Genomic DNA, 17,911 nt, shown 5'->3' on the forward strand with positions numbered 1-17,911 from the left:
CCACCCCCCAGGTCATCCGTTCGACAGGGGGCAACAGTCATGCCGGGCCCGGAGGCCAGCGGCCCTCTTGCAGGACCGCAAAAAACATAACGGGGGAGCCGTCCAGCGGCTATTTCGTATGACTGTTCGATGACTCGCTCGACACGCCGTTCGACGCGGCGTGCCGTGCCGGTTTTTCCCGATGCCCCGTTTTCATCCGGCCCGTGCGGTGGACAATTAGGGGCATGAGCCAGCAGGGGGGAAGGTCCACCGGCCACGAGGACGACTGGTGGACGCAGCTGTACGGCAACACCGCCGAGGACACGGGCCCCGCACCGGCGGCCGACACCCTGGACGACCGGTTCGCTTCGGCGGCGGGGGCGGTGAAGGGCGGGGTGGCCGAGAGGGCCGGAGTTCCGCCGCAACGGCCCAGGTCCACGGAGACACGGGACAACGGCGAACACGCCCCTGGGGACCCACCTCCGCAGGACCGCACGTCCACGGATCAAGCCGCGGGCAGTCGCGCCGCCGGTGCGGCACCCGGCCCACAGAAAGACGGCACCCCGCCCGCGCGGGCGAGCGACACCCACCCCCCCACACTCACGCCGAGCACCCTCGAAACCCAGGCCCCCGAAGCCGACTCCCCACCCACCGACCCCTCGCAGCCCACCCACGCAGCCACCCACCTGGACCTCCCCACCCTCCCCCCACCCCACCTCGACTACGTGGGCTCCGGCCCTCCCACCTACGCCGCCGAACCCACCGCCCTCCCCCCGGCCGACCCCGACGACCTGGACGACCTCGTCGCCGACACCGTCCTGGACGGCGCCCGGTACGGCGCCTGCACGCTCCGGGCCGTCTCCGTCCGGGGTGACTCCGCCCGCTACCGGGGCGAGCCCCGCCGTGACTCCCTCCTCACCGCCCGCTTCGGCAGCGCCGAGAACGCGCTGATCCTGGTCGCCATGGCCACCGGCGCCCGCGCCACCCCCGGCGCCCACCGCGCCGCCGCCGAGGCGTGTCACTGGATCGGCCGGGCCGTCGGCCGCAGTCACGCACGTCTCGCCGAGGACCTCAGGGCGGCGCGGCGCGGTGACCTCAAGTCGGGCCTGCACCGCCTCACCGACCGCAGCCTGGGCAAACTCCGCGCCAGCGCCGTCGAACAGGGCATCGACCCGGAGGAGTACTCGGCCACCCTGCGCTGCCTGCTCCTCCCGGCCGACCCGGAGTGCCGTACCCGCGTCTTCTTCGGCGTCGGCGCCGGCGGCCTGTTCCGCCTGAGGGACGGCGACTGGCAGGACATCGAACCCCGCGTCACCGACACGACCGGCGAACCCGTCGTCGGCTTCGGTTCGCTCCCCGCCGAAACCCCCGAGGGCGACCGCCTCACCATGGACCTCGGCATCCCGACACCCCCGAGCCCCTACGACCCCGCCCCCGAACCACCCCGCGAACCCTTCCGCTTCCGTGCCTCCGTAGCCCGCCCGGGTGACACGCTCCTGATGTGCACCGGCGGCCTCGCGGAACCGCTCCGCGGCGAACCCGACCTCTGCCGCTACCTCACCGGCCGATGGTCGGGCCCCGTCCCGCCGGGCCTTGCGGCCTTCCTCGCCGACACCCAGGTCAGGGTCAAGGGATACGCGGACGACCGTACGGCTGCGGCCGTTTGGGAGGCGTGAGAGCGCGGCGTGTGCATGGATGGACCCGGAGGGATCCGCGGAGACCGAAGGGGCATGACAGCGCCATGGCCAAGCAGAACGTCGCCGAACAGTTCGTAGACATCCTCGTCCGCGCCGGAGTGAAGCGCCTCTACGGCGTCGTCGGCGACAGCCTCAACCCGGTGGTGGACGCCGTCCGCCGCAACGCCGCCATCGACTGGGTGCACGTCCGCCACGAGGAGACCGCCGCCTTCGCGGCCGGCGCGGAGGCGCAGGTCACCGGCAGGCTAGCGGCATGCGCCGGCTCCTGTGGCCCCGGCAACCTCCACCTCATCAACGGCCTCTACGACGCCCAGCGCTCCATGGCCCCCGTCCTCGCCCTGGCCTCGCACATCCCGTCCAGCGAGATCGGCCTCGGCTACTTCCAGGAGACCCACCCCGACCAGCTGTTCCGCGAGTGCAGCCACTACAGCGAGCTGATCTCCAACCCGAAGCAGATGCCCCGCCTCCTCCAGACCGCCATCCAGCACGCGGTGGGACAGTCGGGGGTCGCCGTCGTCTCCCTCCCCGGCGACATCGCCGACCAGCCCGCCCCCGACAAGGCCGCCGAGACGGCCCTCGTCACCTCCCGGCCCACGGTCCGCCCGGGCGACGCCGAGATCGACAGACTGACCGAACTGATCGACCGCGCCGAGAAGGTCACCCTGTTCTGCGGCAGCGGCACGGCGGGGGCGCACGCCGAGGTCATGGAGTTGGCGGAGAAGATCAAGTCTCCGGTGGGGCACGCCCTCCGAGGGAAGGAGCACATTCAGTACGACAATGAATTCGACGTCGGCATGAGCGGTCTCCTCGGCTACGGCGCCGCCTACGAGGCCACCCACGAGTGCGACCTGCTGATCCTGCTCGGCACCGACTTCCCGTACAACGCCTTCCTGCCCGACGACGTGACGATCGCTCAGGTCGACGTCAGGCCCGAGCACTTGGGGCGCCGGTCGAAACTGGACCTGGCGGTCTGGGGCGACGTACGGGAGACCCTGCGCTGTCTCCTCCCGCGGGTGAAGGAGAAGACCAACCGCCTTTTCCTCGACCGGATGCTGAAGAAGCACGCGGACGCGCTGGAAGGGGTGGTGAAGGCGTACACGCGAAAGGTGGAGAAGCACGTCCCCATCCATCCCGAGTACGTGGCCTCCGTCCTCGACGAACTCGCCGACGACGACGCGGTGTTCACGGTGGACACCGGTATGTGCAACGTCTGGGCCGCCCGCTACATCACGCCCAACGGCCGCCGCCGCGTCATCGGCTCCTTCTCGCACGGCTCGATGGCGAACGCGCTGCCCATGGCGATCGGCGCGCAGTTCACCGACCGCAGGCGCCAGGTCGTGTCGATGTCCGGGGACGGCGGATTCACCATGCTGATGGGCGACTTCCTGACGCTCGTGCAGTACGACCTCCCCGTCAAGATCGTCCTCTTCAACAACTCCTCCCTGGGGATGGTCGAGTTGGAGATGATGGTCGCCGGGCTGCCCTCGTACGGCACCACGAACAAGAACCCCGACTTCGCCGCCGTGGCCCGCGCCTGCGGTGCCTACGGCCTACGCGTCGAGAAGCCCAAGGACCTCGTCGGTGCCCTGAAGAGCGCCTTCAAGCACAAGGGCCCGGCCCTCGTGGACGTCGTCACCGATCCCAACGCCCTGTCCATCCCCCCGAAGATCAGCGCCGAGATGGTCACCGGGTTCGCCCTCTCGGCCTCAAAGGTCGTGCTGGACGGGGGAGTCGGCCGCATGCTCCAGATGGCCCGGTCGAACCTGCGGAACGTGCCGCGGCCCTAGCTGTCGTACGGCACCCACGCCCGTTCGCCCGAGCTGTCGGTGCCGTACCAGAGGCGGGACAGTCCCTTGATGCTGGTCGTCCGGAACGGGCGGCCGTGGTCGTCGATGCGGACCGTGCCGGTGCGGCCCTGGGAGGACCAGTCGAGTTCGAGGTACCAGCTGCAGTCGTAGGTCTCCGTCGTCGCGGTGACCAGCAGCACCTCGGGGTCCGTGGCGGAGACGCGGTAGGGGAACTGCACCGCCGGGATGGTGCGGCCGGTGTCGTTGCCGGCGACGGGGTGGGCGATGGGGCGGTCGATGTCGAGGTTCACGTCGAAGCCACGAGGAGTGAGCCCGCCGCCGCAGCCCTGGTCCATCGCGTACGCGGTGCCGGGTGCCGGGGAGGTGCGGCCGGCGATCCGGACGCGGAGCGCCTCCAGGACGACGGCCGTGGACGATCGTCCCTGCACGGAGATCTGCACCATCGTCTGCCGCCCGTGCACCGCCCCCTGCGTCGCCGCCCAGCTCCCGGCGTCCTGCGCGACGGGGGGTGGGGGGACCTGGGCGGGTGGCTTGTCGATGACGTAGTCATGCCCGCAGCCTCCCTGCCAGATCTGGGAGTTCGCGCTCCAGGCGAGGGGAGTCCCGGTGGTCTGCTTCCCGGCTCCGGTGGAGCCGGTGCTGGGGGAGGGCGAGGCGGAGTTCTTCTTCCCGGCGTCGGGCGACGAGGAACTCCGGGGAACGGTGGGAGAGGCGCTCGCTGACGGTTTCGTCGAGTGGCCGGGCGAACCAGGGGCGGTTGCCCGCGGACCACCCGAGCCGTGAGCGTCCGTTGCGGAGGAGCGGTCGTTCGACAAGGCGGACAGGCTGCCCAGTGTGGCGAGCAGCGCGCACGCGACGGCGGTGGACACCAGAACCCGTCGACGGCGGGACCAGGGGCGGGGAGCATGAGAGGGGGCGGGTTCCGTTACGGGTTCTGCGGCTACGGTTTCCACGGCCGTTTCCACAGCCGCTTCCGGGTCCGTTTCCGGAGCCCTTTTCGGAATCGGTTCCGGAACCGTTTCCTCCCCGGCACCGCCCGCCCGCACCCGCTGCCGAGCCGCCACCGCGAGCAGCCACAGCCGGTGCAGTTCCAGTCGCTCCTCGGCCGTCGCCCCGCAGAAGGCCGCCAGCCGCTCCACCGGTGCGTACTCCTGTGGAACCGCTTCCGCCGCGCAGTACCGGTGGAGCGTGGAGGTGTTCATGTTGAGGCGGCGGGCCAGGGAGCCGTAGCTCCGGTCCGTGCGGTCCTTCAGGCGGCGCAGTAACGCCGCGAACTCCTCCACCTCGTCCCCAGCCGACACCGTTCCCCCGTCTTCCCGTCGATTTCCGTATCCCAGGCACCTCATATACCTGCACGTCAGATGGGCTGGGATGGTTCCACCGTCGCCGAAGGGCCGTCGGCCGTTGCGACGGGCTGCCGTGACAGCCGATGCTCTTGGTGTCGCACCGACCAGGACCGACCGACCGGCGTCGCGGCGCAGTCCACACCCATGCACTCACTCACGGGGGACACCCATGCCGGACCGGATCGAGCAGGGCGCCCATGTCTGCGGCCTGCACACCGTCACCTCCTGGGGTGCGTCCGACATCCGCCTGCTGTCCGTCGGCCGGGACGGCAGGACCGTGACGGCCGTCGACAAGCTCCACTGACCGCACCACCGGAGCAGAACCGGGGCCGCCCTCCCGCACGGGGGTCGGGCGGGCGGCCCCACAACCGACCGGAAAACGTTCCAGAAACGGGGAAACACACATGAACAGCAAGACCCGCACCGCCCTGACCGCCGGTGTCCTCGCCGTCGCCCTCGGCCTCGGCGCCACCGCCCAGGCCGCCTCCGCCGGCGCCCCGCACAGCGTCGGCGGCAAGCCGTCGGACAGCATCACCCGTGTCGCCGACTTCTACGGCACCTACATCGACGCCGTGACCGACGAGGACCGCGGCAACCTCGGGACCGCCCTGCGTGCCCACTACCTGACCACCGGCTTCCAGAAGCAGCTGAACGCCTGGGAGGAGCGGGAGCACGCCGACGGCGTCCTCCGTGCCCAGAACGTCCCGCTCGCCTGGAAGGTCACCGACAACGGCACCGCCCACCACACCGAGTTCGTCGTCACCCTGACCTGGAGCCGCAACACCAGCACTCAGCTGGTCGTCGACGTGACGCGGGACAGTCACGAGATCTACCGCATCGGGGAGAAGCACGCAGCCAAGAAGTGACCCGCCCTACGCGGGCCTCAGGCGCAGTGTGAGGATCTGGAACGGCCGCAGCTCGAAAGCCAAGTCGCTTTCCCGCTGCGGCCGTTCCAGCAGGTCCGTCACCTCCGCCCGGGCCACCGGGAACCCCGGCGTCAGTGTGGCCCGCGCCCGTCCGCCCCGGGACTCGTAGAGCCGTACCACCACATCCCCGCTGCGGTCCTCCGCCGGCTTGACCGACTCGACGGTCACCGCCGGATGGTCCAGCCGCACCAGCGGCTCCACGACCGGCGCATGGGCCACCCGCAGCGGCAGGTTCAGCGCCAGCCCCTCGGCGACCGCCTGCCCGACGTCCGCGCCCGGCAACAGGGCGTAGGTGAACCGGTGCCGGCCCAGATCCGTCTCCGGATCGGGGCTGTGCGGGGCGCGCAGCAGAGTCAGGCGTACGGTCGTGCCGAGGCCGCCCTCGGCCGGGGTGCGGGTCACGTCGTGGCCGTAGGTCGAGTCGTTGAGGACCGCCACGCCGTAGCCCTCCTCCGCGACCCTCAGCCAGCGGTGCGCGCAGATCTCGAAACGGGCCGCCTCCCAGCCGGTGTTGGTGTGCGTCGGGCGGTGGACGTGCCCGAACTGGATCTCCGCGGTGGAGCGTTCGGCGTGGACGTCGATCGGAAAGGCCGCCTTGAGCACCTTCTCCGACTCCTGCCAGTCGACGTCCGTGACGATGTCCACCCGGCGGCTTCCCGCCGCCAGCCGGATCTCCTGCGTGATGCGGGACCTGCCGAAGGCCCGCGTCACCCGCACCGCCGCGCTCAGTGGCCCCCGCTCCACCAGCTCCACCGACTCGACGTCCGTCAGGTCCGTGTGCCGGCGCCGGTAGTGCCGGTCGATGTCCCAGGCGTCCCAGGCGTTGGGATGGTCGGGGTGCAGCTGCAGGAGGTTGCCGGGGGAGCAGAGGACCTCGCGGTCGGCGACGAGGTCGCGGACGGAGGAGAGAAGTCCCTGAGCGTCCACGGTGACACGGAGCCGGGAGTTCTCCAACAGGATGGTGTCGCCCTCCTGTTGGGCCCGCACGCGCTCGGAGGCGCTGCCACCGAGCGCGGCGGACCCGAGCCCCGGCACGGTCACGAGCGCACCCTCCACGACCTCCGTCCTCTCGTACGGCGACGCGTTGAGCACCGTCGGACCGCCGCCCGCCCCCAGCGCGGCCACCGCCCCCGCCGTCAGCTCCTCGACCTCGGCCAGCACACGCGCATATGTCTCCCGAGCCTCCCGGTGCACCCACGCGATCGACGACCCGGGCAGGATGTCGTGGAACTGGTGCAGCAGCACCGTCTTCCACAGCCGGTCCAGGTCGTCGTGGGGACAGCTGTACGACGGATTCCGTACGGCCGCCGTAGCGCACCACAACTCGGCCTCGCGCAGGGCGTGTTCGGAGCGGCGGTTGCCCTGTTTGGTCTTGGCCTGGGTGGTGTAGGTGGCCCGGTGCAGTTCGAGGTACAGCTCGCCGGACCAGACCGGGGCCTGGGCGCCGTACTCCTCCTCGGCGGCCGTGAAGAAGACGGACGGCTTCTCGACCTGGACCGTCGGTGAGCCCTCCAGGGAGCGCAGGCGCCTTGCCTTCTCCAGCATTTCGCGAGTCGGACCGCCGCCTCCGTCGCCCCAGCCGAAGGGGACCAGGGAGCGGGTCGCCCGGCCCTTGTCGGCGAAGTTGCGTTCCGCGTGGGCGAGTTCGCGGCCGTGGAGCTGGGAGTTGTAGGTGTCGACGGGCGGGAAGTGGGTGAAGACGCGGGTGCCGTCGATGCCCTCCCACCAGAAGGTGTGGTGGGGCATCTTGTTGGACTGGTTCCAGCTCAGTTTCTGGGTCAGGAACCAGCGGATTCCGGCCAGTTTCGCGAGCTGCGGGAAGGCGGCCGTGTAGCCGAAGGAGTCCGGCAGCCAGATCTCCTCCGTCTCGACGCCCAGCTCCTCGGCGAAGAAGCGTTTTCCGTGGATGATCTGCCTGGCCAGTGCCTCGCCGCCGGGCATGTTGGCGTCGGACTCCACCCACATGGAGCCGACGGGCTCCCAGTTGCCGTCCTGCACGGCCTTCCTGATCCGCTTCCAGATGTGCGGCTGGTGTTCCTTCACCCAGGCGTACTGCTGGGCCTGCGAGCAGGAGAAGACCAGCTCGGGGTAGTCGGCGGCGAGTGCGGTGACGTTGGCGAAGGTGCGCGAGGCCTTGCGGACCGTCTCGCGCAGGGGCCACAGCCAGGCCGAGTCGATGTGGGCGTGGCCGGTGGCCGACACCCGGTGGGCGCTGGCCGAGGCGGGGCGGGACAGGACCTCGGCCAGGGCGGTGCGGGCCGCTTCCGCCGTGCCGGAGACGTCGTGCAGGTCGAGGGTGTCGAGCATGTCCTCCAGGGCGCGCAGGACCTCGTGGCGCCGGGGGCGGTCCATGGGCAGCTCGTGCATCAGCTCCGACAGCACCTCGACGTCCAGGACCAACTGCCACACGGGTTCGTCGAGTACGGCCAGGTCGGCAGAGCGGAATCGGTAGACGGGGCGATCCCCGGCGGTCAGGACGTCACCCAGGCGCGTAGGCGTGAAGCCGTGCAGCACGGCCGGATTGGCGGCCGCCTCCAGGAGCAGATGGACCTGTTCGCCTCCGCTCGCCGGGGAGGCGACGGGCTGGTGGCGGTTGCGCGGGTGAATGCCCTTGAGGGGGACGCCCGAGGCGTCGTAGAGCAGCCCTTCGGCCTGGAAACCGGGCCCGTCACCCGAGAACCCGGGGTCGATCACCGCCTCCACCCGGCGGCCCGCCCACTCCTCCGGGACCCGTCCGGCCAACCGGAACCAACTCGTCGACCAGGGCTTTCCCCAGGCCTCGCCGGTCGTGAAGGGCTCGTAGGAGGCCTGCAGTGCCTGGTCCACCGGGACCGGCTCGCCCGGCGCGTGCCACACGGACAGGACCAGCGGCACGCGCGCCGCGTACTGCACGGGACGTACGAACTGGCTCATGGCCCGTTCCAGGCGCGCTTCCACCAGCAGTCGGTCGTCGTGCACGGCGGCTCCCTCGACGCTCGTACGGCAGTGTCCAGGGTGTCACTTTCCCGGCCGGAACGACCGCGTCCGTGGCCGAACACCTGGTCGTTGACGATTCGACATGACTGGCGCGTGTGCCATGGGGCATGGATCCGGTGAACGTGTTCGACAAGGAGGGGAACCGACATCGGCACGCGGGCGGGGGTCATGAAGAGGCAGGCACGAGGGGGCGGTCCCATGGCGATCGGGGCCTCCTCGGCTCAGACAGCGAGGACAGTGGAGGACAAGACCGACGGCGTCACGGAGGCGCAGCCGTCCCAACTACGGCGGAGACTCGGACGGGCGGACCTGAAGGCGGTGCCGGAGGCGCGCAGGGCGCTGCGCGAGCTGTTACGGCACTGGGGGAGGCCCGGGCGCTCCGAGATAGCGGAGCTGCTGACCAGCGAACTCGTCACCAACGCACTCATCCACACCGACCACGACGCGGTGCTCATCGCCACCGTGGGACCACACGGACTCCGCGTGGAAGTAAGGGACTTCGTGGCCCGAAGGCCCAGACTGCGGGTACCGATCGCCGACGACGGTACGCACGGCAGAGGCCTGGTCCTGGTGCAGTCCCTGGCGGACGCGTGGGGCGTACGGGCGCACGGGGTGGGGAAGGCGGTGTGGTTCGAGCTCGACGCCGAAGCCGCCTGACCGGAGTCCCTGACATCGTCCTCCGAACGGGAAGGGGGCGCGGCCCGCAGGCCGCGCCCCCTTCCCATGACGGCTGTTTCTAGCCGAACTGCTGCTCGAGGTCCTTCAGCTTGCGCTCAAGGGAGTCGAGACGCGGGAGGGCCATTGTGTCGTCCTCCGCGGTGAGGTCGACGGTGATCGCGTCAGAGCCGCCCTTGCGGACGGGCTGCAGCGACGGCCTGGAGCGTACGGGCAGTGGTTCCGGCGCGGATATGGCAGGCTCCGCGGTGGCCTGGCCGGGCGCCCGCTCCAGGGCCTGCGGCTCCGGCCGGCCGCCGCGACCGACGAACCCGCGGTGGCCCCGGCTGATCGCCTTGAGCTGGGCGCGCTCCAGGCGGTCCGCCTCGCGGCGGCGCAGGCGGTCCTGCTCCTGCTGCCGCTTGTCCTCGCGCACCTCGTCGACCGCCTCGTCCAGGCTGCGCACGTTCTCCAGCAGCATCAGCGACCAGGCCTTGTAGGTCTCACGGGGAGCCCGCAGCCAGCGCACGATACGGATCTGCGGCAGCGGACGCGGCACCAGACCCTGCTCGCGCAGGGCGGCCCGACGGGTCTGCTTCAGCGCGCGGTCGAACAGCACGGCGGCCGAGAGGGACATGCCGGAGAAGAACTGCGGTGCGCCCGCGTGGTCGATGCCCCTGGGCGCGTGCACCCAGTTGAACCAGGCCGCGGCACCCGCGAACGTCCACACCAGTATCCGGGAGCCGAGCGCCGCGTCACCGTGGCTGGCCTCGCGCACCGCGAGCACGGAGCAGAACATGGCGGCGCCGTCCAGGCCGAACGGCACCAGGTACTCCCAGCCGTCGGTGAGGCCGAGGTTCTGCTGGCCGAAGCCGACCAGGCCGTGGAAGGAGAGGGCGGCGGCGACCGCCGCACAGCAGAACAGCAGGACGTAGGAGGCGGTGCCGTATATGGCCTCCTTGCGCCTACGGCGCTCCTCGCTGCGCTCCCACGAGTCGTCCTTCGCGTGCTCCCCGCCGGACCGCTTGCTGCGCGCGAGCACCGCCACCGCCGCCAGCATGCCCAGGAGCAGTACGGCGCCCGGAAGCAGCCAGTTCAGCGATATGTCGGTCAGTCTCATCTAGGGGTCCCTTGCATTGGGATAGGGCGTAACGCCCGCCATAGTGGCCCAATCCCAACGGCCCTCAGGCGTTTTCGGGGCAAGAGGCCGCCAAGGAAGTGCAAGGGGATGCCCAGGGCGGCGTTCTGCTCGAACTGCCGCTTGAGGTGCGGGAGTTGAGTTCGAATAAGACTACCCGTACGGGTGGTTCTTCGGAAAGTTCCTGCGACGAGTGAGGAAGTTGTGAAGTAACCGTAACCAAGGGCGGTCCCGCTCGTCGGCGATCTTACGGGACGGCCGTCCGGGCCCGCGCATGAGGGTCCCTCAAATGGCGGTCGCGGCCGACGGCTTGGTCACCCGGTCCCGGTGGGCGGCGACTCCAGTCCGGCCCGGTCGGCACGCGGAAGGCCCCCGACCCGCCGTACGGCCGGGTGGCCCCCGGCAGAAGCAGCTCCGACTCCCGCATCGCCCGCTGCTGTTCGCCGAGCGGATGGGCGACGTACCGGAGCTCTTCCGCCATCTCGTCGGTCGCCATGCCCCACGGCGTCCGCCCGCGTCGCCGCATCCGCGACCCGAACCCGCCGAGCACGGGCCCCAGATGCTCGGCCACAGCGGCCCGCACCTCCGCCCGCAGCGCCTCCTCGCCGTCGACCACGCGCACGCCGGGCAGTGCGGCGGCCGGATCGCCGGGCAGGCGGGCGAAGCCTGCGGACCGCATGGCCGGGCGGCCGATGGAGAGGCCGGGGACCGTGCGGTCGTACGAGACATGGGTCACGGGGAAGCGGAGGGCGCGACGGTGCGGGAAGGGGCACGGTGGCGAGGAGGCGGGCGGGTCAGGCGTACCGGTGCTCGCGACGACGTCCCCGTGAGCCCGCTGCCCGTCGTCCCGCAGCACCTGTGCGTCGTCCCGCGAGAGAAAGGGCACCGATCCGGGCTCTAGCGAAGGTAAACCTAACCTTAGCTGTGATCGCTGGGTGTGCGCGTCTTGTGGGGGACACCCCCATTACCCCCGTGACGGCTTATCCGCTTATGGTGCTTGACGGGCGAGTAACAACCCGCCGTAATGACCCCAAGTACCGACACGTCCGGAGGAGGACCCGTGAGGCAGAGCGTGCACGGCTCGGCGGAGACGGGGATTCCTCAGGTGCGGCCGACCGCGTCGCGGGTGCCGCCGCAGCCGGTGGCGGCGGACGTCGACCGGGAGCGGGGCATCGCCGCGGGCGGAGGCACGCGCGGCGAGCACACGCACAGTGAGCAGCCGATACCGGGCCCGCGTACGGTCCAGCGGGCCTCGGTGCGGGGCCAGATCCTCGCGGCGCTGCGTACCGCCCTGGTGTCGGGACAGCTGAAGCCGGGCGAGGTGTACTCGGCGCCGGCGCTGGGCGATCGCTTCGGGGTCTCGGCCACGCCGGTGCGGGAGGCGATGCAGCAGCTGGCGCTGGAGGGCGCGGTCGAGGTGATCCCCAACCGGGGCTTCCGGGTGGTCGAACGCGGGACCCGCGAACTGGCCGAACTCTCGGAGGTGCGGGCGCTGATCGAGGTGCCGGTGATGCTGCGTCTGGCGCGTACGGTCCCGGTCGAACGCTGGGCGGAGCTGCGGCCGTTGGCGGAGGCGACGGTGCGTGCCGCGTCGTCCGGGTGCCGGGCGACGTACGCCGAGTCGGACCGGGCGTTCCATCGGGCGATGCTGTCCCTCTCCGGCAACGAACAACTCGTCCGCATCGCCGACGACCTCCACCGCCGCGCCCAGTGGCCACTGGGCGGCGGCCCGGGGGCGGGGGGCCGGGGTGAGCTGATGGCGGACGCGGCCGAGCACACGGCGCTGCTGGACGCGCTGGTCGCACGGGACCTGGACGTGGTGCGGGCGCTGGTGGGGGAACACTTCGCGGGCGCGTCCTGAGGACGACGGTCCGGCATGTGGTCCGTGCGAGGGTTCCCGCCGACCGGGAACCCTCGCACGTCCCGTCTCCGGGGCGACGGAGTTCAGTTGTCCCCGTCGGCCGACCCCGTCGCCGTCTTCGAGTAGCCGTCGTGCCAGGCCGCCTTCGCGCCGGAGTCGCCGATGCGGTAGACGTCGACCACGGCGCCCGCCGCCACCGCGACGGACAGGACGGCGGCCGCTATGCGCACGATCGACGCGGACCGGTTGCCGGTCTGCTCGGCCGGCGTCCGCCGGGTCGTCCACCACACGCCCGCGGCCAGCACCAACAGGCCGAGCGCCCAGGGGAGCAGCCCGTCGCCGAGCTCCGCGTGCCGCTCGATCAGGGCGTTGCCGCTCACATGGCGCTCCAGCCACTCGCCGGCACTCGTGGTCAGCGGCACGCTCGCCAGGGTGACCAGCGCGAGCAGCGGCAGCATCAGGCCCATCCGGCGCGCGGCCTTCGGCCACACGGCGCACACCACGACGGCCAGTGCCGTCAGTGGTACGAGGACGACTACGAAATGCACCAGGAGGACATGTGCGGGCAGGCCGTTGACGAGGCTCATCGAGGCACTCCTATGAGGGGGTTGGGCGCGCCAGCCTGGCACAGCAACTTCTCAGGTTCCTCTCAGTGGGCTCAGGGTCCGGGGCGCCGGCCGCGGGCCGGTTCCGGGCTTGTGACGGCAGTCACAGAATCGTGGGTTCCCGATGACGGTTCGCCACGCCGGGAACGCGCTTCTCCCGCCCCCGCGTGGCACCCCGTACAAACCCGGCACGCAACGGTGCCGTACGTCGGAGGTGACACCGATGCCCGACCCGTCCTTCATGGCACAACAGCAGGCACAGCAGGCCGCCCAACAGGCCCAGCGCGCACACCAGCAGGCCCATCGCCAGGCCATGCAGCACCACATGAACCACGTCCACCGGGCCGGCCACCGCCCGCCCCCGACGCACGGCGGCACGTCCTACCGGGGTCGCGGCGGCAGCGTGGTGTCCTTCCTGGTGGTCGCCGTGGTGGCGGTGGCCCTGGCCCGCGACACGGCGCTGCGCGACTCCATACTGGGTTCGATCGAGCACCTCTGGGCCCGCATCCACAACGGCTAGGGGTCCCCTAGGCCGTCGCGGCGTCCGGGGTCGGTGGGCTCAGCTGGCGGGCCAGCCAGGTCGGTACGCCCCCGAGGAGGCGGAACAGGCGTCGCGCCTCCTCTCGTAGCCGCGAAGCCTCAGGCTCCGCCTCCGCGTCGGCCAGGGACGCCAGAGCAGGGGCCGTGCCCACCAGGTACCCCAGCTCCTCCCGGATGCGGAGCGATTCGGCGAACCCGTGCCGTGCCTCCGCCAACTCCCCGTCCCGCAGGGCGAGTCCGGCGAGATGCCGCCAGGTGAAGGACAGGAGCAGCGGGTCCGACTGTGCCGTGGCCCCCGCATGCGCCCGCCGGTAGGCCGCCCGGGCCGCCTGCGGAGAGTGGGTCAGGTTCTCGGCGAGCAGTCCGCGCCGGAAGTCCAGCAAGGCCCGCCCCGCCGCCCCCGGAGGGATCAGCGCCGCCGCCCGCCCGAGCGCCGCCCGCGCCTCGTCGGCCCGGTCGCGCACTCCGTGCAGGGTCGCCGCATAGGCAAGTTGCCCGCGTTCACAAGCGGCCGCCCCCCGCTCCTCGTCGTCATGGGCGAGCGCCTCCGCGGTACGCAACGCGTCCTCGGCCTCCTCCCACCCCTGCTCCGTGTACAGGCACTTCTCGACGAGGAGAGCCGTCCGTTGCAGCGCGGACGCGGCCGTGACCGGTTCCAGCAGCGCGGCCGCGTCGGCCCAGCAGGCGCGCGAGCGCAGCCGCCACACCGCGGTCTGGAGGGGATCGTCACCTGCGGTCGTTCCGGTACCAGACATGGCGGTATGCGCCACGTTGCCCTCCCCGAGCACGCCATCGAGCTATGAGTGGTGGCCGCATCTCAGCACGAATATCCGCGCCCGGCCAAGGGGGTGGGTGAAGGATTTCACAAAGTCGTGGGACCCGAGGCCTCAGCTCATGCGCAACGCCAGGAAGAAATCCAGCTTGTCCTCCAGCCGGGACAGGTCACGACTCGTCAACTGCTCGATACGCCCGACCCGATAGCGCAGGGTGTTGACGTGCAGGTGCAGCCGGGTCGCGCACCGCGTCCAGGAGCCGTCGCAGTCCAGGAAGGCTTCCAGGGTGGGGATCAGCTCGGCCCGGTGCCGACGGTCGTAGTCCCGCAGCGGATCCAGCAGCCGCGCGGTGAACGCCCGCCGTACGTCGTCCGGCACGAACGGCAGCAGCAGCACATGCGAGGCCAGCTCCTGATGCCCCGCCGCGCACACCCGCCCCGGTCGCGCGGCGGCGACCCGGCGTGCGTGCCGCGCCTCTTCCAGCGCCCCGCGCAGCCCCTCCGCCGAGTGCACCGCCGCGCTGACACCCAGCGTGACCTGCCCGTCGTCGTCGAGACCGGCCGACAGCGGGTCCCGTACGGACTCCAGGAGCGCGTCGGCGAGGATCCCGGACTCGGAGCCGTCGTGTTCGGAGGAGACCGCCGGAAGGGGTACGAGGGCGATCGCCTCGTCACCCGTGTGCGCCACGGCGATGCGGTCCGAGGGCTCCGGGCCCGTCGACAGCGGGTCGACCAGGATTTCCTCCAGCAACGACTGCGCCACCGGACCCGCCTCGATGTCGGCGCCCTCCCAGTCGACCCGGGCCACGACCACCTGCCAGTGCGGGGCCGCGCCGAGACCCGGCAGCAGCACCGGGGCGGCCACCCTCAGGCGCGCCGCGATCTCGGCGGGCGCCGCGCCCGTCTGGACCAGCTCCAGGACCTCCTGGGCGAGCCGGCGGCGGACCGTGCGGGAGGCGTCCCGGCGGTCGCGCTCGACGGAGATCAGCTGGGTGACGCCCTGGAGGAGGTCGAGGCGCTCGGCGGGCCAGTCGCCCGCGTCCGCCTCGACGGCCAGCAGCCAGTCCGACAGGACCGTCTCACGGACGTCCCGGGAGGCCTGCGGGGAGCGGCCGCTGCTGCGGATCGGGAAGAGGCTGTACGTCGCCGGGCCGAGCGTCAGCCGGTGGGGGCCCCGGCGTCCGGCGCGGGCGGCGGCGAGGTGCTCGGCGGCCAGCTTGGCGCAGGTGTCGGCGGGAAGGCCGGGGCCCGCGATCTTCGAGCCCGCGATCAGGCGGCCGGTGGGGGAGAGCACCCAGGCCCGCAGGTCCAGGTCGGAGCCGAGCAGGTCCAGGACCACGTCCGGGCCGCCGCCCGCCGGGCCCGAGGTCATCATCCGCCGGTGCCGGTCGACCACGGCCGCGAGGTCTCCGGCGCGCTCGCCGCTGACCTGCCGTACGACATGCTCGGTGATCGTCGCGAACGCCACCGACTCGTGCACGGCGAAGAGCGGGAGGCGGTGGCGGGCGCAGGCCAGGACGAGATCGTCCGGGACGTCACCCAGCTCCGCCTCACCGGCCGCCAGCGCGGCCACCCCGGCCTGCACCAGGATCCGTACGAAAGGCTCCGAGTCGTCGGCGTCCCGGCGCCAGGCCAGGCCCGTGAGCACCAGCTCGCCGCCCGAGAGGTAGCGGCTGGGGTCCCGGAGGTCGGTGGTCATCACACCCCGCACGGTGCGGTCCAGCTCGTCCTCGCCACCGAGCAGCCTGAGGCCCAGCGCATCGGTGTCCAGAAGTGCGCGCAGCCGCATTCTCGTCGCCGCCGTTCTTTGTCTCGAAATCTACGATGAATCGTGAGGGTGGTCGGAGGCAGGAGCCCGCCGGACGGTGCGGGAGCCGCACTCTTCGACTGCCAGGCTGTTTCCCGCGTTTCTACAGGAAAACAGGGAGGTTACTGGTGACCTCCGTTCATACGAATCTACAAGATGCCAGCCCTGGCCAGCCAACTCCTTCATGGTTTCGGTGACTGACCCCGGTGGAGCACGCCGCTGTGTACTGACCTCACTCCGCGTAAACAGCACATGAACGAGCCGGTCCCGCCGCACCCGATCTGGCTCGATCCGTACCACTCACGAGACGAAGAAGAGAGCCGGTCATGGACTTCCTTCGCCCCGCCAGCTGGGAGGAGGCGCTCGCCGCCAAGGCCGAGCACCCCACCGCTGTGCCCATTGCGGGCGGCACCGACGTGATGGTCGAGATCAACTTCGACCACCGGCGGCCCGAGTACCTGCTCGACCTGAACCGCGTCACCGACCTGACCGAGTGGGAGGTCGGCCAGGACACGGTGCGACTGGGTGCCTCCGTCCCGTACACCAGCATCATGGAGAACCTCCGCGCCGAGCTGCCGGGTCTCGCCCTGGCCTCGCACACGGTGGCCTCCCCGCAGATCCGCAACCGCGGCGGCGTCGGCGGCAACCTCGGCACCGCCTCCCCGGCCGGCGACGCCCACCCCGCGCTCCTCGCGGCCGGCGCCGAGGTCGAGGTCGAGTCGGTGCGCGGCACCCGCCTGATCCCGATCGACGAGTTCTACACCGGCGTGAAGCGGAACGCGCTCGCCGCCGACGAACTCATCAAGAGCGTGCACATCAAGAAGGCGGACGGCCCCCAGCAGTACTCCAAGGTCGGCACGCGCAACGCGATGGTCATCGCCGTGTGCGCCTTCGGACTGGCCCTGCACCCCGAGACACGGACCGTCCGCACCGGCATCGGTTCGGCCGCACCCACGCCCGTCCGGGCGAAGGCCGCGGAGGAGTTCCTGAACGCGGCGCTCGAAGAGGGCGGCTTCTGGGACAACGCAAAGATCATCACCCCGTCGGTCGCCAAGCAGTTCGCCGAGCTGTGCTCCGGTTCCTGCAACCCGATCGACGACGTCCGGGGCACCGCGAGCTACCGCCGCCACGCGGTCGGCGTCATGGCCCGCCGCACGCTGACCTGGACCTGGGAGTCGTACCGCGGCGCCCGCCGCACGATCGAGGGAGCTGCGTGATGCGCGTCAACTTCACTGTCAACGGACGTCGGCAGGAAGCCGACGACGTGTGGGAGGGCGAGTCCCTGCTGTACGTGCTGCGCGAGCGGCTCGGTCTGCCGGGTTCGAAGAACGCCTGCGAGCAGGGGGAGTGCGGCTCCTGCACGGTCCGTCTGGACGGTGTGCCGGTGTGTTCGTGTCTGGTCGCGGCCGGGCAGGTCGAGGGCCGGGAGGTCGTGACCGTCGAGGGGCTGGCGGACTTCGCCAAGCAGCGCGCGGAGCACGGTGGTTGCGCCTCCGGTGCCTGCGGTACGTCGCTGCAGGACGCCCAGCACTGGGCCGCCCAGGGCCAGGACTCCCATACCGGCGAAGGAACCGAGCTCTCCCCGATCCAGCAGGCGTTCATCGACGCCGGCGCGGTCCAGTGCGGCTTCTGCACCCCGGGTCTGCTGGTCGCCGCCGACGAGATGCTGGAGCGCAACCCCAACCCGAGTGACGCGGACATCCGCGAGGCCCTGTCGGGCAACCTGTGCCGCTGCACGGGCTACGAGACGATCATGGACGCGGTCCGCCTGGCGGCCGCACGGCAGGGAGAGGCGGTCTGAC

15 protein-coding genes and 1 pseudogene are annotated in these 17,911 nt (G+C 71.3%); 9 read left to right on the top strand and 7 right to left on the bottom strand.

The window, feature by feature from the left end:
• Window positions 1-224: 224 nt before the first annotated feature.
• Entirely contained in the window at window positions 225-1,655 is a 1,431-nt protein-coding gene (locus ACWC09_RS39475) for a protein phosphatase 2C domain-containing protein (RefSeq protein WP_450855879.1), read from the top strand.
• A 65-nt stretch (window positions 1,656-1,720) separates the two neighbouring features.
• Window positions 1,721-3,463 carry a pyruvate dehydrogenase gene (locus ACWC09_RS39480; protein ID WP_450855880.1) on the top strand — a complete coding sequence of 581 codons (1,743 nt, stop codon included), beginning with the start codon at window positions 1,721-1,723 and terminating at the stop codon, window positions 3,461-3,463.
• On the opposite strand, the gene ACWC09_RS39485 is transcribed toward ACWC09_RS39480, so the two are convergent.
• The gene (locus ACWC09_RS39485) at window positions 3,460-4,830 is read right to left on the bottom strand and encodes a helix-turn-helix domain-containing protein (RefSeq protein WP_450855881.1); all 1,371 of its coding nucleotides are present in this window, start codon (window positions 4,828-4,830) and stop codon (window positions 3,460-3,462) included. The two genes, ACWC09_RS39480 and ACWC09_RS39485, sit on opposite strands and share 4 nt — an antisense overlap.
• 169 nt (window positions 4,831-4,999) lie before the next feature.
• Here ACWC09_RS39485 and ACWC09_RS39490 point away from each other — a divergent pair, with 169 nt between their 5' ends.
• Window positions 5,000-5,134 (top strand): hypothetical protein, encoded by a 135-nt coding sequence (locus ACWC09_RS39490; protein WP_450855920.1) that lies wholly within the window; start codon window positions 5,000-5,002, stop codon window positions 5,132-5,134.
• 100 nt (window positions 5,135-5,234) lie between these two features.
• A complete protein-coding gene (locus ACWC09_RS39495; RefSeq protein WP_450855882.1) occupies window positions 5,235-5,696 on the top strand; it encodes a hypothetical protein in 462 nt (153 codons plus the stop codon).
• A gap of 6 nt (window positions 5,697-5,702) precedes the next feature.
• Here ACWC09_RS39495 and ACWC09_RS39500 read toward each other — a convergent pair whose 3' ends face one another.
• Window positions 5,703-8,714: an alpha-mannosidase gene (locus tag ACWC09_RS39500; protein ID WP_450855883.1), complete on the bottom strand. Its 3,012-nt coding sequence runs from the start codon at window positions 8,712-8,714 to the stop codon at window positions 5,703-5,705.
• Between the two features lie 216 nt (window positions 8,715-8,930).
• On the opposite strand from ACWC09_RS39500, the gene ACWC09_RS39505 reads away from it, so the two are divergent.
• Window positions 8,931-9,389 (top strand): ATP-binding protein, encoded by a 459-nt coding sequence (locus ACWC09_RS39505; protein ID WP_450855884.1) that lies wholly within the window; start codon window positions 8,931-8,933, stop codon window positions 9,387-9,389.
• Window positions 9,390-9,468: 79 nt separating this feature from the next.
• Here the strand turns inward: ACWC09_RS39505 and ACWC09_RS39510 are convergent, their stop codons facing one another.
• Together ACWC09_RS39510 and ACWC09_RS39515 are read right to left on the bottom strand one after the other, a co-directional pair.
• Window positions 9,469-10,506, bottom strand: a complete 1,038-nt coding sequence (locus tag ACWC09_RS39510; protein WP_450855885.1) for a DUF2637 domain-containing protein — start codon at window positions 10,504-10,506, stop codon at window positions 9,469-9,471.
• A 361-nt stretch (window positions 10,507-10,867) separates the two neighbouring features.
• A pseudogene (locus ACWC09_RS39515) lies at window positions 10,868-11,404 on the bottom strand (iron-sulfur protein); the annotation flags it as partial.
• A 144-nt stretch (window positions 11,405-11,548) separates the two neighbouring features.
• On the opposite strand from ACWC09_RS39515, the gene ACWC09_RS39520 reads away from it, so the two are divergent.
• Window positions 11,549-12,385 (top strand): GntR family transcriptional regulator, encoded by an 837-nt coding sequence (locus ACWC09_RS39520; RefSeq protein WP_450855886.1) that lies wholly within the window; start codon window positions 11,549-11,551, stop codon window positions 12,383-12,385.
• A gap of 83 nt (window positions 12,386-12,468) precedes the next feature.
• Here the strand turns inward: ACWC09_RS39520 and ACWC09_RS39525 are convergent, their stop codons facing one another.
• Window positions 12,469-12,972 (bottom strand): DUF2231 domain-containing protein, encoded by a 504-nt coding sequence (locus ACWC09_RS39525; protein ID WP_450855887.1) that lies wholly within the window; start codon window positions 12,970-12,972, stop codon window positions 12,469-12,471.
• Between the two features lie 241 nt (window positions 12,973-13,213).
• Between ACWC09_RS39525 and ACWC09_RS39530 the strand changes: the two genes are divergently transcribed.
• Window positions 13,214-13,510 (top strand): hypothetical protein, encoded by a 297-nt coding sequence (locus ACWC09_RS39530; protein ID WP_450855888.1) that lies wholly within the window; start codon window positions 13,214-13,216, stop codon window positions 13,508-13,510.
• Between the two features lie 7 nt (window positions 13,511-13,517).
• On the opposite strand, the gene ACWC09_RS39535 is transcribed toward ACWC09_RS39530, so the two are convergent.
• Window positions 13,518-14,300, bottom strand: a complete 783-nt coding sequence (locus ACWC09_RS39535) for a hypothetical protein (protein ID WP_450855889.1) — start codon at window positions 14,298-14,300, stop codon at window positions 13,518-13,520.
• A 117-nt stretch (window positions 14,301-14,417) separates the two neighbouring features.
• Entirely contained in the window at window positions 14,418-16,091 is a 1,674-nt protein-coding gene (locus tag ACWC09_RS39540) for a PucR family transcriptional regulator (RefSeq protein WP_450855890.1), read from the bottom strand.
• A gap of 344 nt (window positions 16,092-16,435) precedes the next feature.
• Here ACWC09_RS39540 and ACWC09_RS39545 point away from each other — a divergent pair, with 344 nt between their 5' ends.
• Window positions 16,436-17,326, top strand: a complete 891-nt coding sequence (locus tag ACWC09_RS39545; protein WP_450855891.1) for an FAD binding domain-containing protein — start codon at window positions 16,436-16,438, stop codon at window positions 17,324-17,326.
• Entirely contained in the window at window positions 17,326-17,910 is a 585-nt protein-coding gene (locus ACWC09_RS39550) for a (2Fe-2S)-binding protein (RefSeq protein ID WP_450855892.1), read from the top strand. The genes ACWC09_RS39545 and ACWC09_RS39550 overlap by 1 nt, the downstream gene beginning before the upstream one ends.
• The last annotated feature ends 1 nt before the right edge of the window (window position 17,911 follow it).

This window comes from Streptomyces sp. NPDC001617 (assembly GCF_053596855.1).

Bases quoted from the DNA above. Each gene is read 5' to 3' on its own strand.
- ACWC09_RS39550 (WP_450855892.1), top strand. From the start codon at position 17,326: ATGCGCGTCAACTTCACTGTCAACGGACGTCGGCAGGAAGCCGACGAC.
- ACWC09_RS39480 (WP_450855880.1), top strand. From the start codon at position 1,721: ATGGCCAAGCAGAACGTCGCCGAACAGTTCGTAGACATCCTCGTCCGC.
- ACWC09_RS39495 (WP_450855882.1), top strand. From the start codon at position 5,235: ATGAACAGCAAGACCCGCACCGCCCTGACCGCCGGTGTCCTCGCCGTC.
- ACWC09_RS39530 (WP_450855888.1), top strand. From the start codon at position 13,214: ATGCCCGACCCGTCCTTCATGGCACAACAGCAGGCACAGCAGGCCGCC.
- ACWC09_RS39520 (WP_450855886.1), top strand. From the start codon at position 11,549: ATGACCCCAAGTACCGACACGTCCGGAGGAGGACCCGTGAGGCAGAGC.
- ACWC09_RS39525 (WP_450855887.1), bottom strand. From the start codon at position 12,972: ATGAGCCTCGTCAACGGCCTGCCCGCACATGTCCTCCTGGTGCATTTC.
- ACWC09_RS39510 (WP_450855885.1), bottom strand. From the start codon at position 10,506: ATGAGACTGACCGACATATCGCTGAACTGGCTGCTTCCGGGCGCCGTA.
- ACWC09_RS39505 (WP_450855884.1), top strand. From the start codon at position 8,931: ATGGCGATCGGGGCCTCCTCGGCTCAGACAGCGAGGACAGTGGAGGAC.
- ACWC09_RS39475 (WP_450855879.1), top strand. From the start codon at position 225: ATGAGCCAGCAGGGGGGAAGGTCCACCGGCCACGAGGACGACTGGTGG.
- ACWC09_RS39490 (WP_450855920.1), top strand. From the start codon at position 5,000: ATGCCGGACCGGATCGAGCAGGGCGCCCATGTCTGCGGCCTGCACACC.
- ACWC09_RS39540 (WP_450855890.1), bottom strand. From the start codon at position 16,091: ATGCGGCTGCGCGCACTTCTGGACACCGATGCGCTGGGCCTCAGGCTG.
- ACWC09_RS39485 (WP_450855881.1), bottom strand. From the start codon at position 4,830: ATGAGGTGCCTGGGATACGGAAATCGACGGGAAGACGGGGGAACGGTG.
- ACWC09_RS39545 (WP_450855891.1), top strand. From the start codon at position 16,436: ATGGACTTCCTTCGCCCCGCCAGCTGGGAGGAGGCGCTCGCCGCCAAG.